The 21,161-nt window shown below is 58.4% G+C and carries 18 protein-coding genes; 11 read left to right on the top strand and 7 right to left on the bottom strand.

Features of this window, described 5'->3' with window-relative positions; all coding sequences use genetic code 11:
• Positions 1–48: 48 nt before the first annotated feature.
• The 9 genes from EO133_RS18235 (at position 49) to EO133_RS18195 (ending at position 11,357) form a co-directional block, all read left to right on the top strand.
• Positions 49–1,920 carry an adenine deaminase gene (locus EO133_RS18235; RefSeq protein ID WP_127074088.1) on the top strand — a complete coding sequence of 624 codons (1,872 nt, stop codon included), beginning with the start codon at positions 49–51 and terminating at the stop codon, positions 1,918–1,920.
• A gap of 139 nt (positions 1,921–2,059) precedes the next feature.
• Entirely contained in the window at positions 2,060–3,088 is a 1,029-nt protein-coding gene (locus EO133_RS18230) for an ABC transporter substrate-binding protein (RefSeq protein WP_127074087.1), read from the top strand.
• Positions 3,089–3,188: 100 nt separating this feature from the next.
• A complete protein-coding gene (locus EO133_RS18225; protein WP_127074086.1) occupies positions 3,189–4,013 on the top strand; it encodes an ABC transporter permease in 825 nt (274 codons plus the stop codon).
• A gap of 1 nt (position 4,014) precedes the next feature.
• Entirely contained in the window at positions 4,015–4,809 is a 795-nt protein-coding gene (locus EO133_RS18220; protein WP_127074085.1) for an ABC transporter permease, read from the top strand.
• 10 nt (positions 4,810–4,819) lie between these two features.
• Positions 4,820–5,881, top strand: a complete 1,062-nt coding sequence (locus tag EO133_RS18215; RefSeq protein WP_127074084.1) for an ABC transporter ATP-binding protein — start codon at positions 4,820–4,822, stop codon at positions 5,879–5,881.
• Positions 5,878–7,212: an amidohydrolase family protein gene (locus tag EO133_RS18210; protein WP_127074083.1), complete on the top strand. Its 1,335-nt coding sequence runs from the start codon at positions 5,878–5,880 to the stop codon at positions 7,210–7,212. Before EO133_RS18215 ends, EO133_RS18210 begins: the two co-directional genes overlap by 4 nt.
• A gap of 7 nt (positions 7,213–7,219) precedes the next feature.
• Positions 7,220–8,620, top strand: a complete 1,401-nt coding sequence (locus EO133_RS18205) for a dipeptidase (protein ID WP_127074082.1) — start codon at positions 7,220–7,222, stop codon at positions 8,618–8,620.
• 27 nt (positions 8,621–8,647) lie between these two features.
• Positions 8,648–10,453, top strand: a complete 1,806-nt coding sequence (locus tag EO133_RS18200; RefSeq protein ID WP_127074081.1) for an adenine deaminase C-terminal domain-containing protein — start codon at positions 8,648–8,650, stop codon at positions 10,451–10,453.
• Positions 10,443–11,357, top strand: a complete 915-nt coding sequence (locus EO133_RS18195) for a nucleoside hydrolase (RefSeq protein ID WP_127074080.1) — start codon at positions 10,443–10,445, stop codon at positions 11,355–11,357. Before EO133_RS18200 ends, EO133_RS18195 begins: the two co-directional genes overlap by 11 nt.
• Here EO133_RS18195 and EO133_RS18190 read toward each other — a convergent pair.
• Positions 11,354–12,544: a M20 aminoacylase family protein gene (locus tag EO133_RS18190; protein ID WP_127074079.1), complete on the bottom strand. Its 1,191-nt coding sequence runs from the start codon at positions 12,542–12,544 to the stop codon at positions 11,354–11,356. The genes EO133_RS18195 and EO133_RS18190 overlap by 4 nt on opposite strands.
• Positions 12,545–12,707: 163 nt before the next feature.
• Between EO133_RS18190 and EO133_RS18185 the strand changes: the two genes are divergently transcribed.
• The gene (locus EO133_RS18185; protein ID WP_244640833.1) at positions 12,708–13,406 is read left to right on the top strand and encodes a phosphoribosyltransferase; all 699 of its coding nucleotides are present in this window, start codon (positions 12,708–12,710) and stop codon (positions 13,404–13,406) included.
• Positions 13,407–13,476: 70 nt separating this feature from the next.
• Positions 13,477–14,451, top strand: coding sequence for a hypothetical protein (locus tag EO133_RS18180; RefSeq protein ID WP_127074078.1), 975 nt, complete (start codon positions 13,477–13,479; stop codon positions 14,449–14,451).
• A gap of 19 nt (positions 14,452–14,470) precedes the next feature.
• On the opposite strand, the gene EO133_RS18175 is transcribed toward EO133_RS18180, so the two are convergent.
• The 6 genes from EO133_RS18175 to EO133_RS18150 form a co-directional block, all read right to left on the bottom strand.
• A complete protein-coding gene (locus tag EO133_RS18175) occupies positions 14,471–15,898 on the bottom strand; it encodes a M20 family metallopeptidase (protein ID WP_127074077.1) in 1,428 nt (475 codons plus the stop codon).
• Positions 15,899–15,908: 10 nt separating this feature from the next.
• Positions 15,909–16,640 carry a copper homeostasis protein CutC gene (locus EO133_RS18170; protein ID WP_127074076.1) on the bottom strand — a complete coding sequence of 244 codons (732 nt, stop codon included), beginning with the start codon at positions 16,638–16,640 and terminating at the stop codon, positions 15,909–15,911.
• A gap of 21 nt (positions 16,641–16,661) precedes the next feature.
• Positions 16,662–17,624 (bottom strand): ROK family protein, encoded by a 963-nt coding sequence (locus EO133_RS18165; RefSeq protein ID WP_164735092.1) that lies wholly within the window; start codon positions 17,622–17,624, stop codon positions 16,662–16,664.
• Between the two features lie 2 nt (positions 17,625–17,626).
• Positions 17,627–18,499 (bottom strand): ABC transporter permease, encoded by an 873-nt coding sequence (locus tag EO133_RS18160; protein WP_244640834.1) that lies wholly within the window; start codon positions 18,497–18,499, stop codon positions 17,627–17,629.
• Entirely contained in the window at positions 18,499–19,419 is a 921-nt protein-coding gene (locus EO133_RS18155; protein ID WP_127074074.1) for an ABC transporter permease, read from the bottom strand. Before EO133_RS18155 ends, EO133_RS18160 begins: the two co-directional genes overlap by 1 nt.
• A 107-nt stretch (positions 19,420–19,526) precedes the next feature.
• Positions 19,527–21,065, bottom strand: coding sequence for an ABC transporter substrate-binding protein (locus EO133_RS18150; protein WP_127074073.1), 1,539 nt, complete (start codon positions 21,063–21,065; stop codon positions 19,527–19,529).
• Positions 21,066–21,161: the final 96 nt, after the last annotated feature.

The raw sequence follows: 21,161 nt of genomic DNA, 5'->3' as shown, positions 1-21,161 counted from the left end.
TTGTGCGTATCCCGTGATGAAAGGGTGGGCTTTACGGCCCAAGTATCCATGCCCCCCAACGCCCTGCCCGACGACCTTCTGATTTCCGCCAAGGACGAAGTGCGCATACGCCAGCATCTTGCACTGGTGGCATTGGGCGAGCGACCGGCGGATCGGGTGCTGCGGGTTGGCAGACTGCTCGATGTGCATTCACGCATTTGGCTCACCGATCAGGAGATTGTCATTTCAGGTCGGCGGATCGCCTATATCGGTCCGAAAGGCTCCTATCCGGGGCAAGCCGAGAACTATCACGACGAACCCGACCTTGCCGCCGTGCCCGGCTTTGGTGAAGTGCACAAGCATATCGAGAGTTCGCATGTGACGCCCGAATGGGAAGCCGCACTGGTTCTGCCGTTCGGCAATACATGGACGTGTGAAGCCAGCCACGAATTTTCCAATGTCGATGGCGCCAACAACCTCCAATTCTGGCTGACAGCGCGCAAGGCGGGCAGTCCGCAAAAGATATTTCCCCTGCCCGGCTCTGCCGTACCACCAACGGCCTATGAATGGGGCGGCGGATATTTCGGCCATGACGAGCAGCAGCGTTTCATGACCGAGAGCCTTGCGGTCGCGGGGCTTGATGAAGTGATGGACTGGCCCGCCGTGTGGAACCCGGAGAACCCGTCCTATGAGCGGCTTTGGGGAATGATCGAGGCGACGTTTGCCAATCGCGGAGTCGTGGAAGGCCATGCGGCGGGAATGCGCGATATTGCGAGCATCAGTGCCTTTGCTGCGGCAGGCATGGCGTCCGATCACGAAGCCTGGACGACCGAAGAAGTGCTCGACAAGCTGCGGCGCGGCCTTTTCATGGAGTTGCGGCCCCATTCGCTGCCCGAAATGATTAAGGGGTTGATCGCGGCAGGAATAAGCGACTGGAGCCAGTTTGCCCTGACGACCGATGACCGCTCATGTTCGGACACGATGAAAATGGGCGCGACCGATTATAATGTCCGGCTGGCGATCAAAGCCGGTCTGGCGCCCGAAATCGCGATCCAAATGGTAACGATCAATCCTGCCCGCCATATGCGATTGACGCCATGGGTCGGCTCAATTGCGCCGGGACGCTATGCCGATGTCGTTTTGCTCAATGAGGTGGAAACTCTCTCGATTGCAAAGGTCTGGGCCGATGGCGCGCTTGTCGCCGAAGGCGGAAATTATGTGGGGCCGCAGCCAAAGATCGACTGGCCGCAATGGGCAACGCAGACCATCAATATCGGGCGGGACATCACCGGCGAAGATTTTGCCATTCCGGCGGAGCCCGGTCGGCAAACGATGCAGGCGGCCTTGCTGCGCCCCTTCCATTGGGACGACAGCTTCATCGAAATGGAATTGCCGGTTGCAGAGGGCGCTGTACAGCGAGACGAGACGCGCAACGTCACCAAGTTCGCCATTGTCGACCGGTTTTCCGGGGAAGGCAAAATATCGCGCATGTTCTGGCTGGGGACCGGCCCGCGCACGCCCGACACCGCTTTGGCGTGCTCGATGGGGCATGACAAGCACAATATATGGGTCGTCGGCTCATCGGATGCGGCAATGGCGAAATGCGTCAACGCATTGCGCACAACGCAAGGCGGCTGGGCGCTGGTGCGCGAGGGTGAGTTGGTCGCAACGGTCCGCTACGAGGTGGGCGGGTTGATGACCTGCCGCCCGCCCCATGAACTCGATGCGGAGATGCAGCGCCTTTACGCCGAAGGCGAAAAGATCGACTGGATGTACGAGCCGACATTCAGCCCGAGATGGTTCCCCGGTTTCCCCGAACGTTTGGCCTTTGCCACGCTGACCTGCGCGCCCTGGCGCTGGGTGCTCGTTGCTCCTACCGATGACATTCCCCAGGGTTTTGTGAACGTTCAGACTGGCCAAACACACCCGATTGTCTGGTAGCGTGCGCACTTGCGACATTTACGACGTGCAATGCTCATATATTGGGCTTGCGAATGCGAAGGACAAAATTTAGGCTGCTAACATATCAGGCCCGCCCCTCTTTCCTGGCCTGACAAAAAACTCAAAACGAGGTGTTGAAATGAACCGTGTCCGCGGAGCCGCTCTATCCATTGTGTCGTTGGCTGCCATGACGGCTGCCATGCCTGCGTCAGCCCAGACGCTCACCATTTCCTGGTGGGGCTTTAACGGCGACCTTCTGCAAGAGATCATCATCGATCCATTTCAGGAAATGTGCGGCTGCGAAGTCGTGTTCGAGACAGGCAACAACGCTGACCGGCTGAACCGCGTGCAGATGCGTGGCGGTGGCGTTGACGTCATTTACCTGACCGACAGCTTCTCCCAGATCGGGATCGAAGAAGGTGTGTTCCAGCCGATCGACCGGTCGCAGATTTCCAATATCGAAGGCCTTTATGAGATGGCCCAAGCGCCGCAAGGCGAATATGGCCCTGCATATACAATCGGTCGGGTTGGCATCGTCTATAATGCGGATGCCGTCGAAGAGCCAATCACCTCTTGGAATGACCTTTGGCGCGAAGACCTTGCATCTTCGATCTCGCTGCCTGGCATCACCACCACCGCAGGACCAATGGTCGTCATGAAGGCCGGCGATTATGCCGGTGTTGATGCCTTTGTCGATACCGATGCGGCATTTGAAGCTATCCGGCAAATCCGTCCCAATGTTGTGACCAACTACAATACCGGTTCAGAGATGATCAACCTGTTCTCAACAGGTGAAATCACCACTTCGATTGCACAGGACTTCGCACTGGCCCAGATTCAAGCTGCGGTTCCCAGCGTGGTTTGGGCGGACCTTGAAGAAGGCTCGATTGCAACGCTCAACACCGTCAACATTCCGGTTGGTGCGCAGGAAGTGGAACTGGCACACCAATACATCAACTTCATCCTGTCGCCTGAGATCCAGCAGCAGCTTGCCGAGCGCGGCGTCGATGCGCCCGTTCATACGGCAGTTGAGTTGACCGACGGACAGGCGGCACTGTGGACATATGGCGATGAGATGATCGCTGGCCTGCAGCGCGTCGATTATGACCAGATGAATGCTGCAAAGAACGACTGGATCGACCGCTGGAACGAAACATTCGGCATGTAAGCCGGAATCGTTTTAGACAATGGTTGAGAGCGGGGGTGACTACCCCCGTTCCCTTATTGAGCCAGGCGCCGAAACGGCGCTGCAAAGAGCGACAAAAGACATGAAACGTTTCGCCGGCTGGATCATGGCCTCCCCGGCAACGCTGGCACTGGTCATCTTTCTGATCCTGCCCGTTGCAGCAACCATCGGCTATACCTTTACCGATCCCGATGGGCTGATTGCCCCATATATCTGGTATTTCGAGTCAGCATTCCGCAGAACGGTGCTCTGGCGCACCTTCGAGATTGCCGCAATCACCACGATCATTTCACTCGCCGTGGGAGTTGTGACCGCCTATGTGGTTTCCAAAAGCCCGCCCTGGGTCAAATCGATCCTGATCGTGCTTGCGGTTTTCCCGCTGCTCACTGGCGTCGTTGTCCGCTCATTTGCCTGGATGATCATTCTGGGCCGCAACGGCATCCTCAACAACTTCCTGCAATGGATCGGGATCACCGATGCGCCTATTGGCATGCTCTATACGCAGGGCGCGGTGATTGTGGCGATGGTCTATCTTTTCGTGCCGCTGATGATCCTCGTTCTGATCGGCGTGCTCGAAAACATTCCCGATGACGTGGTTCAAGCCGCCTCTTCGCTTGGCGCCAACCCCACCAGCACATTCATGCAGGTCATTCTGCCGCTGGCCACACCGGGCCTGATCGTGGGCGCAGTGCTGGTTTTCACAGCCAGCTTCACCTCATACGCCACGCCACATCTGCTCGGTGGCGGACAGCAAATGGTGATGGGCACGTTCCTGCATCAACGCGCCATGGTGGCGTTTGATTGGGTCGGGGCCTCGACCATTGCCGCGATCATGGTGGTCATCACGATTGCGACCGTATTGGTGATGACGCGGATTGCCCGCAAGCTCAATCCGATGGCGGTGTAGCATGACAACACGTATCAATCCCGCCCTTATCGGCTTTACCGCGCTGGTCTATGTGTTCCTGATCGGGCCGCTAGTCATCATCTTCGGCGCAGCGATCAGCGACACGAGTTACCTGACCTTCCCGCCGCAGGGCCTTACCCTGCATTGGTTTGAAAATATCTGGGCGATCAGCGCCTTCCGGCGCACCATCATCACCTCGCTCCAGATCGCGTTTCTAGCGACAACCATTGCGCTGATTATCGGCATACCCGCCGCCTATGCGCTCAACCGGTATCGCGTCCAGTTACCGGGCTGGCTTTCAACCCTGTTTGTGCTGCCCATTCTGGTGCCCGAAATCGTGATGGGCTTTTCGCTACTGCGTTCGGTTAATGTGGATAGCGGTGTACCGATCTTTTTCACGCTACTGATCGGGCACACGCTATTAGTATTGCCCTATGTGATCCGGGTGATTTCGGCGGCGCTATCCTCATTCGATTTCAGTATCGAAGAAGCGGCGATCAGCCTTGGCAGCCGGCCCGCCAAGACCTTTTTCACGATCGTTCTGCCCAATGTCCGTTCGGGGGTGATCGCGGCCTTCATTCTGGCCTTCATCACCTCAATCAATGACGTATCGGTATCCCTGTTCCTGACGGGTCCGGGCATTTCGACACTTCCCATCCAGATCCTGGCGCATGTGGAGCAGTTCTTTGACCCCACAATCGCATCGGTTTCAGTGCTGCTCATGGTTCTCACCGTTATCGTGATGATAATCGTCGAGCGTACGCTGGGCCTGACCGCCGTCGCCAACACCAAGTAAGGTTCGTTCCGTGACACTGCCTCTTTCAATCAACAACATCACCGCCCATTACGGCACGACCAAAGTGCTTGAGGACCTGTCGCTGGACATCGGCGAAGGGGAACTGGTTTCCCTGCTGGGCGCTTCGGGCTGCGGCAAGACGACAACCCTGCGCCTTATCGCCGGTTTTTTGCAGCCGACATCGGGCACGATCCGGCTTGGCGACAAGGACCTGACCAAGCTACCGGCACATGCCCGCGATATCGGACTGGTGTTCCAGAACTACGCGCTGTTCCCCCACCTTTCCGTGCGTGACAATGTTGCCTTCGGGCTAAAGCAGCGCGGCATCGCCGCTGCAGAGCGCAATAAACGGGCGAACGCCTTCCTTGAGCGTGTGGGGCTCGATCATCTTGCCGACCGTTTGCCCGCAGCGCTTTCCGGCGGACAGAAACAGCGCGTGGCGCTGGCCCGCGCGCTGGTCATCGAACCACCGCTTTTGATGTTCGATGAGCCGCTCTCGAACCTCGATGCCAAGCTGCGTGTGGATATGCGGGTGGAAATCCGCAAGCTGCAGCGCGCCAATGGCACGACTTCGGTTTATGTGACCCACGATCAGGAAGAGGCCTTTTCGATTTCCGATCGTGTTGCGATCATGAATGAAGGGCGGATCATGCAACTCGATACACCTGAAACGCTGTACCAGCGGCCTGCCAATGCTTTCGTTGCGCGTTTTGTGGGCTTTGAAAACCTGATCCCCATGACCGTTACTGCACGCGATGGCGAGACCGTCACCGCCAGCCTTTCGGACGGATCGACACTCAAATTCTCGCAGGACCGGTTTGGAGCGATAGACGATAAATTCGTGCTCGCAACACGCGCGGACGGACTTTCGGTTTCCTCCGACCCTGGGGCTGAAGGCATAGCCGCAAAGCTGGGGCTGCGGACCTATCTCGGCCGTGCCTATCAGTATGAGTGTGAAACGGTTGCGGGAAAGCTCATTGCCAATGGCGCGCTGTCCAATCCGCTTGAACCCGGCGCCACCGCCAAGCTGGTGCCCGTCGCCGATCAGTGTACGATTTTGAAGCCGGAATGACCGACACGGTTCTGACAAATGCGTGGATCCTTACCGTCGATGAGACGATGACGATCCATGCCAGGGGCTGGCTGCATATCTCCGGCGATACCATTGTCGCTTTGGGTGATGGCGCGCCACCACAGGTGCCGAACGCTGAAATTGTCGACATGAGCGGCGACATCGTGATGCCGGGCATGGTCAACACCCATTGCCATATGGCCATGTCTCTGTTTCGCGGGCTGGGCGAGGATGTGGACGACCGGTTGTTCCGCTATATGCTGCCGCTCGAACGCAAATTCGTTTCCCCGGAAATGGTGCGCGCCGGGACCACGCTTTCGGCACTGGAATCGATCATGGGCGGCGTCACCAGCATTGCCGACATGTATTATTTCGAGACCGAGGTTGGCCATGTCATCGACCGGGCGGGGATGCGCGGGATCGTTGGCCAGACGCTTGCCGATTTCGATGCGCCCGATCACAAGAGCTTCGATGCCGGCTTTGCGCTGGTTGACGAGTTGGCCGATACATTTGCAGATCATGCACGCGTCACGGCTTCGATTGCGCCGCACGCGCCCTATTCCACCGGACCGGCAATCATGGAGCGGGTGGCGCAGTGGTCGGACGATCATCCGGGCCTACCGGTGCAAATTCACCTTGCCGAGACCGAGCCCGAAATTGCCTGGGCGCGCGAAAAATACGGGCTTTCGACGGTTGGCGTTACCGCGCGTTCGGGCCTGCTCAAGCCGAGCACAATCGCGGCCCATTGCCTTTTGATCGACGATGACGACATTGCCATTCTGGCGCAATCGGGTGTGGGCGTTGCGCATAACGCCCGCTCGAATGGCAAGGGCGGGCGCGGCATGGCGCGCGTGGAGGACATGCGCAAGGCTGGCATTGCAGTCGGCATTGCAACCGACGGCCCGATGAGTGGAAATACGCTGGATCTTTTCGCTCAGTTCGGGGTGGTCTCGATCTTTGCGAAAATCCTTGGCCACTCGCGCAAGCCTATGCCGACCAAAGACGTTATCCGCATGGCGACAATCGAGGGCGCAAAAGTGCTGGGCCTTGACGACAGGATCGGTTCGCTGGAAGCGGGCAAGAAGGCCGATCTCATACGGATCAGCCTTGCCGCGCCGCGCCTACACCCGATTTACGACCCTTACTCCATGCTGGTTTTCGCCGCCATGCCAACTGACGTTTGCGATGTTATGGTGGATGGAAATTGGCTAATGCGGGACCGGCAAGTGCTGACGCTTGAACCGCAAAAGGTGCTTGCGGATGCGCTTGCGGTGGCCGACAAATTCAGAACCGAAATCGCTGCCATAGATGCAGCGCGTCAAAAAGAGTAGCCAGACCATGACTGAAAGCCAATTGCAGGCCGTTCTCGATTACGCAGATGCGCATCTTGATGAAAGCGTCGAGCGACTGTGCGATTTGATCCGTATTCCGTCCGTTTCAACCGACTCCGCCTATGCTGCCGATTGCGTGCGCGCGGCCGAGTGGCTGTCCGATGCCATCAAGGACCTTGGGTTCGACGCCTCGGTGAGAAAGACCGAAGGCCACCCGATGGTGGTGGGCCACAATGTTGCTGCCGACGGACCGCATGTGCTGTTTTACGGTCATTACGATGTGCAGCCGGTCGATCCGATCGAACTTTGGGAAAGCGATCCGTTCGAGCCGGTACTGCGCCCTGCGCCGGATGGGGATACCCATATCGTTGGCCGAGGCGCCTCGGACGACAAAGGGCAGTTGCTGACCTTCGTTGAAGCCTGCCGCGCATGGAAGGCGGTTACAGGCAGCCTGCCGATCAAGGTATCCATGCTGTTTGAAGGCGAAGAAGAAGCGGGCAGCAAAAGCCTTGGCCCCTTCCTTGAAGAGACCGCCGAGGAACTGAAAGCCGATGTGGTGCTGGTGTGCGATACCGATATGTGGGATCGCGAAACACCGGCAATCACCACCATGCTGCGCGGACTAGTTGGCGAGGAGTTCGAGATCACCTGCGCGGATCGTGACCTGCATTCAGGCATGTTCGGCAATGCGGCGCGCAATGCGCTACAGGTGACTGCCGACATTATTGCCAGCCTGCGCACCGAAGATGGCGGGGTGGCTGTTGAAGGCTTTTACGATGGGGTTTCCGAACTCGATCCCGAAATCAAGGCACAATGGGAACGGCTGCCGTTCGATCAGGAAGCGTTTTTGTCCGATGTCGGGCTGACCATCCCTGCCGGTGAAAAAGGCCGCTCGATCCTCGAACAGGTTTGGGCGCGGCCAAGCTGCGAAATCCACGGCATGATCGGTGGCTATACCCAGGAAGGGTTCAAGACCGTCATTCCCGCAAAGGCGCGCGCCAAGGTCTCGTTCCGGCTGGTGGCAGGACAGGACCCTATTGCCGTCCGCGACGCGTTCCGTGCCCATGTTCGGGCGCGGGTGCCGCAGGATTGCTCGGTGACATTTGAATCGCATGGCGCGAGCCCGGCAATCGCCTTGCCGCTGGAAAGCCCAATGCTTACGGCCACCCGCGACGCTCTCGGCGCCGAATGGGGGCGCGAAGCGGCGCTTGCCGGAACCGGTGGCTCGATCCCGATTGTAGGCGATTTCAAGCGCAAGCTGGGCATGGACACGCTGCTCGTCGGCTTTGCACGGTTCGATAATCGTATCCACAGCCCGAACGAAAAGTACGACCTTTCGAGCTTTAAGGGCGGCATCCGCTCGTTCATCCGGGTTCTGGCCGCGCTTGCTGACCAGCAAAAAGCATAACCATCATAAACGCATCGGAGATCACACATGGCACAGTTGACCCGCTTTTCGGTTGCCCCGCTCCATACCCAAACCCGCCAACTGGCCGCTGTCGCTTCGGGACGGGCCGCGGCGGATCTGGTCATCACCGATGCGCGTATGCTCTCCACCTATTCGGAACGCATTTCGGGCCCGAGTGAAATCTGGCTTTCGGGAGGGCGCATTGCGGCGATCAAGCCGCTTGGGGCACACAAGAACGGCCCGGCTCCCAAGGCAATTTACGATGCGAAAGGGGGCATAATCGCCCCTGGTCTTGTCGACCCGCATATCCATATCGAAAGTTCGATGATTACAGCCTGCGCTTATGCGGAGGCGGCATTGCTCAACGGCACGACGACGATCTTCTGCGACAGCCACGAAATCGGCAATGTCATGGATGTTGCCGGTGTGGAGGCGATGCTGGAGGACGCCCGGCAGGCACCGCTTTCGATCTTCCTGACGGTTCCGTCCACCGTACCCGCGACATCGCCGGAGCTGGAAACGGCGGGCGGCGATTTGACACCGGAGAAAATCGGCGCCCTGTTCGATAAATGGCCCGAGGCGGTCGCTCTGGGGGAAAAGATGGATTTCGTGCCCGTTGTCATGGGGGACCCGCGCAGCCATGCGATCATCGCGGAGTCTCTCAAGCGCAACCGGCCGGTATCGGGCCATATCTATGGGCGCGAGTTCGTTCAGCCCTATGCGGCGGCGGGCGTGACCGACACCCACGAGGCTGTGGATCGCGATATAGCCAATGATTTTGCCGATGCGGGTATCTGGGTTTTCCTGCGCGGCGGCAATCCCGCAACGCCCTGGAATTCCATCGAACAGGCCATCAAGGCGGTGACGGAATTGGGGGCCTCTCATAAGCGCTTCTGTGTCTGTACCGACGACCGCGATGCCGACGATCTGTTGGCCTTTGGGCTCGATTGGGTGACCCGGCAGGCCGTGGAACTGGGCATGAGCAAGGAACAGGCCTGGGCCATGGGTTCGCTGCATGGCGCAACGCGGTACGGCATGGACGGAGAGTTCGGCGGGCTTGGCGGCGGGCGCCGGGCCGATCTTGTTCTGCTCAATGACGATCTGGACGTGCAGAATACCTGGTTTGGCGGCGAACTTGTCGTTGAGGGCAAGAAGATCACGCCGGTGCTCGATGAAGCTCTATCGAACCGCTACCACTATCCGGACGCTGCCTATAAAACAGTTCATGTTCCACGGGCGCCCAAGCTGATCCCCGAAATGCCTGGCAAGCCTGTGACGGTGAATGCAATCGGTATTGAAATGCCGGGCATCACCCTGCCCCATCGCAAGATTGCAGTTGAACCATCCAACGATTGGGAAACGTTGCTGGAAAAGTACAACCTGACCTTCGTGACCGTGATCGAGCGGCACGGCAAATCCGATGGCGGAGTGGCCCATGGCTTCCTGCACGAATTCGGCCTCAAGGCCGGTGCGGTCGCTTCGAGCGTTGGCCATGACAGCCACAACATTATAGTTGCGGGCACCAATGAAGCGGATATGGACCTGGCGCTCAAAACCATTACGGAAGCCAATGGCGGCATCGTTGTCGTGCGGGACGGCAATGTAGAAGCCTTTGTTGCCCTGCCGGTTGCCGGTCTGATTTCCGACAAGCGGGTGCATGAAGTGGCCGAAGAAACCCGAATCCTGAAAAAGGTTTGGGATGAGGCCGGATGCGCTATTCCCTATATGGGCTTCAATCTGATTCCGCTGTCGGTGATCCCCGAAATCCGCATTACCGACAAGGGGTTGGTCAAGGTTCCGGAGATGGAGCTGGTTCCGGCCTATGAGGACTAAGCCGCGCAAGGTTATCATCGATACCGATCCCGGTCTCGATGATGCCGTGGGCATTTTGCTGGCGCTCAATCATCCGGCGTTCGATGTTCGCGCGATTACAACCGTTGCAGGCAATATCGGGATTGAGCGCACCACCGCAAATGCCGGGCGCTTACTCTCTGCCATGGGGCGCGAGAGCGTCCCTTATGCCCGCGGAGCCGCCAAGCCGCTTTCCGGTTCCGGGCGGGACGAAGAAACCATTCACGGATCGGACGGCTTGGGCGGCGTTGCGCTGCCCGAACCTGCTGCACCAGTTTCGGGCTTGAGCGCTGTCGAGCTGTTTTCCGAGCTTTTGATCGGAGCAGAGCCGGGCGAAATCGACATCCTTGCGCTCGGGCCTCTGACCAATCTTGCCGCGCTTTATCTCGCCGACAAGGACGCCTTTGCCCGGATCGGCAGGGTGATCATCATGGGCGGCACGATAAACGAACCGGGCAATGCCGGGCCCTATGCCGAGTTCAACATGGCCGCCGACCCCAAGGCTGCGCAGATCGTTTTTGGATCAGGCGCAGAGATCGTGCTGATACCCCTGGATGTGACGCGGCGATTGCGGGCGACGCCCGACTATCTCCAGCGTCTAGCCAGTTTGGAAACAAGGGCGGCGCAGATTTCAGCCGATCTGATTGCCGCCTATTTTGCTGACAATGCCGCGCGGGAGTCGCGGCCCCTGCACGACCCATGCGTGATGCTTTATCATCTGGCGCCGAAGTTGTTTGAGATTGAGCCTATGGCGCTTGCGGTAAATGATGGGGACAGGCCGGGCGCATTGACACAAGTGCAGCATGGCCCTGCCATCAATGTCGCCATGGGTATCGATGCGCAAGCCGCCCTGGATTGTCTGTCTGATGGACTTGGAAAAACTTAGCTTTTCGATGGCAGTTCGTTTTCGACGATCTGGCTCCAGAAGCGGATGCCGGGCAGGATAGCATCGTCGTTGAAATCATAGCGCGTGTTGTGATGCAGCGCCCCATCGACCGCGGGGCCATTGCCCAGCCAGACATAGCAGCCCGGAACTTTGCCTGAGAAAAAAGCGAAATCGTCACCTGCGGTTGAGGGTGGAAACTCGGTGCGCACATTAGCGATGCCAAGCGCATCGCGCGCGGCGGCGAGCGCACGGGCGGTTGCATCGGCATCGTTTATGACCGGCGGGATACGGCGCATGAAGGCGTAGTCGGCCCTTATGCCGAACATCTGCGCTACACCCCGCGCAAGATTGCCGATCTCTGCCTCAAGCTGGTCGCGCACAGCAACCGAATAGGCGCGTGCCGTGCCGCCGATACGCACGGTATCGGGAATGACATTGAGCGCATTGAAATCGCCGGCTTCCAATGCGCAGGCGCTGACAACGGCAGGTTCGAGCGGATCAACCATGCGCGCAACAATCGTATGAATGGCGGAAAGGAAATGCGCCGAGGCGGCAATAGGATCGCGCCCCAGATGCGGCTTGGCGCCATGGGTGCCGATGCCTGTGAACTCAACTGTCCAGCTATCGGAGGACGCCAATTGCGGCCCGGCAACCACCGCCATTTCGTCGGGGGCAAGGCCCGGCATATTGTGCAACCCGTAAACGCGATCGGTCGGGAAGAGATCGAAAAAGCCGTCATCGACCATTGCCTTGGCCCCGCCCCTGCCCTCTTCGGCGGGCTGGAAGATGAAATGCACAGTGCCGGAAAAATTGCGGCTGCGGGCGAGATGGCGCGCAGCGCCGAGCAGCATTGTCGTATGACCGTCGTGGCCGCAGGCGTGCATCTTGTTCGGTGTCCTGGACTTATAGGGACGATCGCCCATTTCCGGCATGGCGAGCGCGTCCATATCGGCACGCAGGGCAATCACGCCATCGCCATCGCCGACCTTGAGCGTGCCAACCACACCCGTTCGCCCCAGCCCTTTATGCACCTTTATGCCGACTTCCTCGAGTTTTTCGGCAACGATGGCGGCGGTGCGTTCTTCTTCAAACCCCAATTCAGGGTGCATATGCAAGTCACGCCGCAGGGCCGTCAGCATTTCGATTTCAAACGGATCGTTATCGCCATGGGGCGGTGTTGACGGCATGACTTGCCAAACTCCTTTACAGTGGTTCTCGGTCTGTACATTGTCGCGCGTCCGAACCGCAAAACCGTTTTCACCCTCGGATCAAGTCCAAGGGCATGCTTTTGCTGGACACGCTCTAAACGTGGTTTGAACCATAGAACCGCCCAACTCAAGAGGGGCTTTTGTGACTGCAATTCCCGCCCACACTTTCTGGCAAACGCTCTACCCGCCAAAAGCATTTTCCAATGACCCCAATACCGTTTTCGCCGATGCCTATCCGGCGGATTTGCCAGACGGGCGGCAGATACTCCTGCCCATTCGTGTTTTACCCGGCGACGGGACTCGGGCCGTCGCATCGCTGATCGTCAATCAGGCCAGTTTTGAAGTTGAAGATGCGCTGACCGAGGTGATGGCGACCAATAGCAGACCGCTGGAACCGGAGATTGTTATCGGCGTGCCGACATTGGGGTTGCCATTGGCCAATGGTGTAGCGCGGCGGCTTGGTCATTCGCGCATGGTGGCCTTGGGAACCTCGCGCAAATTCTGGTACGACGAGGCGCTTTCCGAGCCACTTAAATCCATCACGACGCCAGGTGGAGGCAAAGACATCTATCTCGATCCGCGCATGTTGCCTCTGCTCGAAGGCAAGCGCATCCTGCTGGTGGACGACGTGGTGAGTTCGGGCGCCTCACTTGCCGCCGTCCTGCGCTTGCTGGACAAGGCGGGATTGTCGCCAGTTGGCATTTGTGTTGCCATGGAGCAGGGCAATCGCTGGAAAAAGGCGCTGTCGCCGGATGCTGCCGGCAAGGTCCGCGGCGCATTCCGTTCGCCGATCTTGCGGCACGAAAATGACGGCTGGGTTGTCGACAGCGATCTCATCTGAACGAAGGGGTTCAAGTCAGATGCCCTCCTGTTAAGATGCGCCACTTGAAAAGAGGACGAGGGGATGCGCGGTGAAAAGACAGATTGCTTATTCACTTGGGTTTGCAGCGGCCATCTGCTGCACTTTACTTGCAATGGCGCAGAACGATATTGCCCAGGCCTATGTGACCCAGAACGGCTTTGAAGCCGTCGATCCCGATAAACTCTGGAAAAAGATCAACGCCGCTCTGGCGCCTTCGGACCCGGACGCCACTATTTTTCATCCCACCGCCGATATTGGCCCGGTGCCGATGGCCATGCTTGCCGTGGCATCGCAGGGAAGTGGTCCGGACCGGGTACGATACAGGATCAGCTACGGCATCGCGTGGATCGATGCACCGCCAAGCGCGGCAGCCCTCCCCTTGAGCTTTATGGAAGTGCAACGCTTCAATGTCGGCCCGGCCATCCGCGAGGACCTTGTGCAATCTTTGGGCGCAGATGCCGTTGCGCCAATTGAGGAATTCGGCGTCGGCCCGCATGTTGCGTGGCGTCTTGTCACCCAACCGGTGATGGGCAACCGGGCGATCATTTCTGCTGCCGGATATGCCGAGATTTCCGAGGACGCTGCAAGCGCGGCGCTGTGTTTTGGCCGTCCTTGTCTATCCCCCAATTCGGTGATTGAGGGCGACTTGCCGTGGAGCGAAATGGAGGAAGCGCCAATATCGCTCGATGTGCCCTTCGCGGTCAGCGCGAATGGTGTTCTTACCCCTTTTGCCGCTGCCGAAATTCTGCTGGGCGATGTGGAGCCCGAAGGCCCCGACGGCACAAATGACGGAGCGTCTATCCCCGAACCGGTCATCGAAGCTGTTATCGAAGGCAATCTGGGACAGGATATTGGGCTGGAGGCCGCTTATCGCTGGGGTGGGTTGCTCGACGATTCCGTTGCTGCGATCTGGGAACGGCTGGCATCGCTGGGCATGATGGAAGACAGGATCATCTATCGTGCCAGCACTTATGAATGTGCCCGCGGCCCGGACTTCCCCGAACCGGGGCAATTCTGCCCGTAAAAGCGTTGCAACAGCCGTGTCAGAGGTTTTCAGGGCGCGGCTGGATCGGCGGGTTTACGTCGTCGGGGATCGGGCACGAATAGGGCAGTTTGCCAATCCGTGCCTTGTGATCGGCCTTCGCCTTTTCCAGAAGTTCAGGATCGGCCAACAGATCGGCAGCGGTTCCGGCCATGATTTTTGCGGCATGGGCCAATCCCTTGTGTGCGGCACTCGCCTTGCCCTGCGCCGTGATCTGCCAGGAATGACCTGGTGTTCCGATGGCATGGGTGGCAACGCGCGCCTGCACAGTTGGCACTGCCCAGGAAACATCGCCTACATCGGTTGACCCGATCATGGGCTCGCCAACAGCGTCGAGCGGCACCAGAAAATCGCAGAGCGGTGTATCATCTCGGGTCTGGAGCCCTACAGCACGATAGTCAGCCGCAATGTCTTCGGCAGAAAGCGTTGCCTGTATCTGGGCAGCGAATGCGCGATCGGCGGCGTCGAACTGGACCGGACCAAGGCGCTGCATATTTGCAAACATCACCTCTTCGAGCGGGCTATTGCCCAAAAGGTTTGAGACGGCCGAGAAGATTCTGATTTCAACCTCTGTTTCCGTCATCATGGCGGCGCCGCGTGCGACCTTGATCACCCTCTCATTGAGGGCCTTCATGCCGTGAACATCACGAGCGCGAACCGCATAGCGCACCTTGGCTCTTGCCTGAACAACATTGGGCGCGATGCCACCACCATCGAGAACGGCGTAATGAATGCGTGCATCGGATGGCATATGCTCGCGCATATAGTTGACGCCAACGCTCATCAGTTCCATCGCATCCAGTGCCGAGCGACCGAGATGAGGCGCGGCGGCGGCATGGGAAGCACGGCCAGTGAAGGTAAAATCGATCCGGGTATTGGCGAGGCTGCCGGCCTTGTCGACCCGGTTCATCGATGCCGGATGCCAGGTGATCGCGGCATCCACATCGTCAAAAAGCCCGGCGCGCACCATAAAGGCCTTCGCCGCGCCGCCTTCTTCCGCAGGACAGCCATAATACCGGATGGTGCCGGGAAGATTGTTTTGGGCGAGATAGTCCTTGAGCGCGGTTGCTGCCAAAAGCGCGGCAGAGCCAAGCATGTTGTGGCCGCAACCGTGGCCATATCCGTTGCCCGGCAATGGCCTGGGCTCGGCAATATTGGCCTCCTGACTCAGACCGGGCAGCGCATCGTATTCGCCAAGGATCGCGATAACGGGACCACCGCTGCCCGCCTCACCGATCACCGCCGTGGGAATGCCGGCCGGTCCCTGGGTGATGGCAAAGCCTTGCTCTTGGAGCATCTTGCGATGCTCTTCGGCCGAGCGATATTCCGTATAGGCGATTTCGGGCATACCCCAGATGCGGTCACTGAGCCCGAAAAAGTCCTCGCGCTTTGCATCGATCAGGTCCCAGATCCGGTCGGTATTCTGCATAAAAGTCTTCCTAATTTGCGACGCTGCTGACCTGGGCCTTAAGCGCGGCCACGGTTGCCGGGTCGGTTATTCTGCGGTCGGTGGTATCAAAGCCGAGTTCGAGTGTTCTGGCGGCGGCGCCACTATTGGGGATGCCACCCGATGAGTGGATTTCATCAACGCCGAGCCGTTTAAGGATAGAAGCGGCATTGCCGACCTTTACGCCCGCGCCGGGCATGATCGATATGCGACCAGCGGCCAGCGAAACGATCTTTTCGAGACTATCCAGACCGTCGACCACAGTCTTTTTTCCACCCGAAGTCAGAATACGCTCAAAGCCCAGAGCAATTGCGGTTTCGACAGCCTCGGAAAAGTCGGGCACCAGATCGAAGGCACGATGCAATGTGGTACCGAGTCCTTCGGCATGGTCGATCAATTTCTCAAGCGTCATCGCATCGAGAGTGCTGTCATCGCGACTTACGCCGAGCACGACGCCTGCCAGACCGCACTGGCGCACGGCGTCTATATCGTTGAGCATTGTATCGATGTCGCCTTGCGAGAAGATGAAGTCGCCACCGCGGGGCCGTATCATCGCATAAACCGGCACAGGCGCATTCGCCGCCAAAGCCATAAAGCCGCGCGAAGGCGTCAGCCCACCAACCGAAAGTGCCGAGCACAGTTCAATCCGATCCGCACCACCCGCAATAGCAGCCTCGAGGCCAGCGGCATCGTCGACGCAGATTTCAAGAATTTTGCCGTTCATTTTTCTCTCCTTCTGGTCGCTTTACTGCTGCGTCGCCAGCACGGAAACGCCCACGAGCCCCCCGTCCTTCATATAGCGTCCGGGAACGACCAGTGGCTTGGGATAAAGGTTGAGCGTACGCTTGCGCACAGCCTTGTCCAACTCCTCGATCAAGGCCGTACGAACGGCAAGTCCCCCTCCGACAGGGACGATACGCGCCCCAGAAATATTGACCGCAAAGGCCAAAGGTTCGCTCAAAAGCTCGATATAGACGCCAACCGTTCGAGCGGCAATCGGATCATCAGCCTCCCAGAGGTCAAGAATATCGTAACTGGTGCACCGATCGCCGGTCAGATGTTTATGCAAGCGTTCGATACCACGCGCGCCGCCTATTGTGTCGGTACAGCCAACCTGGCCGCAGCCGCAGGCAAAGCGCGGAACGGTGATTTCCTCGCCGGTTCCGGGAAGTGCAACGCTGGTGCGCACAATCGCGCCATGGCCCCACTCCGCTGTAACCCCGCCAGCGCCTTGCACCAATCGTCCTCCAACCACCAGTCCGCCACCGACACCGGTGCCAAGGATTATGGACATGACGACATCGTGCCCCTTGCCCGTGCCGACATTGGCTTCGGCCAGAGCAAAGCTGTCGGCATCATTGGCAATCAATATCTTGCGACCCAGATAGGCCGAAAGCTCGGTTACAAGATCATGTCCGGAAAAGCAGCCGATATTGGCTGCATTGACCTGTCCAGTGCGCGGATCGAACAAGCCCGTCGTTGAAATGGCGAGCGGCAAATCGCTTAACTGGGCACCACGGCGCTGGATCAGGCCGGCCAAGGCATCCATGAAGCCCTGCCATGAAGCGACAGGCGTTGGCACCTGCTCTTCGACAGCAACCATGCCCGGACCGTAAGCCCGGCCGAACTTGATGAACGAACCGCCAACATCGGCGCAATAGGCTATGGCATCCGTTTGGGGCGGATGAGCAGCGTCGCTGGCCGTCATTGTCATTTTCTCGGGTCCAGCAGGTCGCGCAGGCCGTCACCAAGGATATTGAATCCCAGGACCGTGATCATAATGGCAAGGCCAGGAAACAATGACATCCAGATGTTTACCCCAAGATAATTTCGCCCCTGGCTCATCATGGCACCCCATTCAGGTATCGGTGGCTGGGCACCAAGCCCGAGAAACGACAAAGATGCAGCCGTAAGAATAACCGTGCCCGCCGTCAGGGTCGACTGTACGATAATCGGCCCGACCGAATTGCGCAGGATGTAGTGCACAAGAATGCGCCATTGCGGAACCCCCAGCGCAATCGCCGCCTCGATGAATTCCATGCTCTTGAGACCAAGCGTGATGTTGCGGCTCAGACGTGCATAAACCGGAATGGCAAACAGCGCTATGGCGATCATGAGATTGAACAGGCTTGGCCCGAGGATACTCACTATCAGGATAGCCAGAACAATGCCGGGGAAGGCAAAGAGTACGTCCATTATCCACATGATGACATGATCGACCATGCGTCCGGTCATGCCAGCGATAATGCCAAGGGGCACACCGACAGCCGTGGCGATCCCGACACTGAGAAACACTTCGAGCAGCGAGATCTGCGCGCCGTAAATGACTCGCGCGAAAATATCACGGCCATTGTCATCGGTGCCGAACGGGTGCTCCCAAGAGGGTGGCTGTAGTGTGTTCGCCAGGTTCTGTGCGTAAGGATCGGCCCCGGCAATCCATGGTGCAAGGATCGCCGCGAGAACGATAAGACCGATCAGAAATCCGCCAATGACGATATTGGCATTTTGCTGGCACCACGCCCAACTCCGACGCAGCCGGATGCGATTGCGGGCGGGTGCCACGATATTTGGGGAAGCGCTCACTAGTCGAACCTGATTCTGGGATTGAGGGCAGCGATAATCATTTCGGCAGCGAAGTTGATGACAACGACACCAAAGACGGCCACCATGGTCACACCCTGGATCACGGGATAATCGCGGTAGCGGACGGCATCGACCATCAACCTGCCGATGCCGGGCCAGTTGAACACCGTTTCGGTTACAACCGCGCCACCGATCAGGCCACCGAAATTCAGGCCGACAATCGTAACGATCGGGATGAGTGCATTGCGCAGCGCATGGCTCCAATAGACCTTGGAAACCGGCAAGCCCTTGGCACGCGCCGTGCGGATATAATCCTGGCTCAAGACCTCGATCATCGAAGAGCGGGTCATGCGTGCGATAACCGCCATTGGCAGAACTGCCAGCGTTACGGAAGGCAGAATGTAACTTTGCCACGAATTGGCGCCCAGCAAGGGTAGCCAGCCCAGATGGACCGAAAAGTAGTTCATCGCCAGCAGCGCCATCCAGAAATTGGCAATCGAGGCGCCAGCAATGGCAAAGACCATGACTATATAGTCCGGAGGCCGGTTTCGATAAATCGCCGCAAGCATCCCTGCGGGCACACCGACAGCAATTGCCAGAATATAGGACGTTACTGCGAGGGCCAGCGTATAGGGCAGTCGTTGAGCAATCTCATCCCAGACCGGCAGGCGTGAACGGATGGATTCGCCGAAGTCGCCCTGCAGCGCGCTGATTGCGAATGTGGCGTATTGCTCGGGAATGGAGCGATGAAGGCCAAGGCGCACTGTCATCGCATCGACGGCTTCCTGGGTCGCCTCGGGACCTGCCATCACGCGGGCCGGTTCGCCGGGCAGCATACGGATGGAGATAAAAACGAGCAGCGACACACCGATCAGGATCAGCGGCAGCGAGATCAGCTTGCGAAGTATGTAACCTTGCATTGAGGCCCTCAATTTAGCATGTCTTTATCCCAGAACCGGAAACCGATCAGGGCAAAGCGCTTTCGGAACGGGCTGGCAGATTTCCGCCAGCCCGCTCTCATTGTTAATTACCGCTTGGTTGCAGTATCGACGCGCACCAGGCCGCCTGGAATCATCCATACATTCTCCACGCCCTCGCGAGTCGCATAGAGGTCCCGCGAGACATAGAGCAGAACGTGGGGAGCGTCTTCGTTGACGATTTCCTGCAACTGGCCATAGATTGCGTTTCGAGCATCGACATCGACTGTTGCTGCCGCTTCGTCGAGCAAGGAATCGAACTCCTCGCTGTGGTAGAAGCCAAGGTTGGCGCTGCCAGGAGCAAAGCTGGACGAGTGATAAAGCGGACGGAATTGCAGGTCCGGACCGTTAACGCCCGAAGACCAGGACGCGATGACCGAATCCACGCCTTCCTGTGCCTTTTGCTCAACGTTGCCGAATGCGGCAGCCGACCAGACACCGCTTTCCATGCGGCGCACGTCGAGTTCGACACCGATTTCCGCCCACATGGCCTGCAGGACTTCGCCGATGCGCGACTCGTGTTCCTGAACAACGACCGACATGGAGAATCCATCGCCATAGCCGGCTTCTTCGAGCAACTCACGCGCACGATCGAGATCGAGCGGATAAGGGTCCAAATCCGGGTTGTAACCTTCCGAAACGGTTGCAAGTGGCGAGTTGGCCGGCGTGGCGTAACCCGACATTATCGCGTTGACGATGCCGTCCCTGTCAGTGGCAAAGTTCAGCGCCTGACGTACGCGCACATCCGAAAGCGCTTCGGCTTCGGTATTAAGCGCAACCCAGAAAACGGCCGAACCGTCCGACACATGAAGCTCAAGCTCCGGATTGGCATCGATGACCTGCGCGAATGCCGGCGGAACCGGGTTGATCACGTCGGCATCGCCAGTCTGGAGTGCCATCGAAAGCACGGAAGGCTCGGAGGACCATGTCCAGCGGATCGCCTCAACACTTTGGGAATTGTCACCCCAATAATCGGCAAACTTTTCCTGCAGAACGAACTCGCCGGAGCGGTATTCGGCCATCTGGAACGGCCCGGTGCCGACCGATGCTGCGCCGAGATTGCCTTCGGCATCCGCCGTGGGGCTGACGATCTGACCCGCATTGGTGGTGAGGATGTTCAGGAACGCGGGATATGGCCCCTGGAGCGTGAATTTGACGGTGTAGTCGTCGACTTTTTCCACGCCTTCAAGGAAGGTGCGCAATCGACCGGAAGCGGCAAGACCGCGATCGGTATCGAGGTGACGCTCGAAGTTGTAAACCACGGCGTCGGCATCAAACGGTGTGCCATCGTGGAAAACGACACCATCACGCAGAGTGAAGGTCCATTCGATTCCATCTGCATTCGGCTCCCATTCGGTAGCCAAACCCGGCACCAGCGAAAGATCGGGCGCACGAAGCACGAGCCCTTCATAAACCGGTGCAAGCAGGGCATTGGTGAAGGTCGCGCTCTGATCGCCCGGATCCATGGAGCGCGGCGCCTCGCTCTGCATGACAGTCAGTTCCTGCGCGATTGCTGCAGCAGAAAGCGATGCGGCGCCAACGAATACGCTGGCCAACAAACTCTTTCTGAGTATGGACAATGATGGCATGATCTGCCTCCTCTTTGGATAAACTTTAGACTTAAGTTCCCTACTTAGTACAATTTCTGAACTAAATCAGCTTGATTAATTCACTGGACGTACATA

The sequence above is a fragment of the Pelagibacterium lentulum genome (assembly GCF_003992625.1).
Taxonomy (GTDB): domain Bacteria; phylum Pseudomonadota; class Alphaproteobacteria; order Rhizobiales; family Devosiaceae; genus Pelagibacterium; species Pelagibacterium lentulum.
The sequence above is the reverse complement of the archived record's forward strand: the minus strand, read 5'-3'. Positions and strand labels throughout refer to the sequence as shown.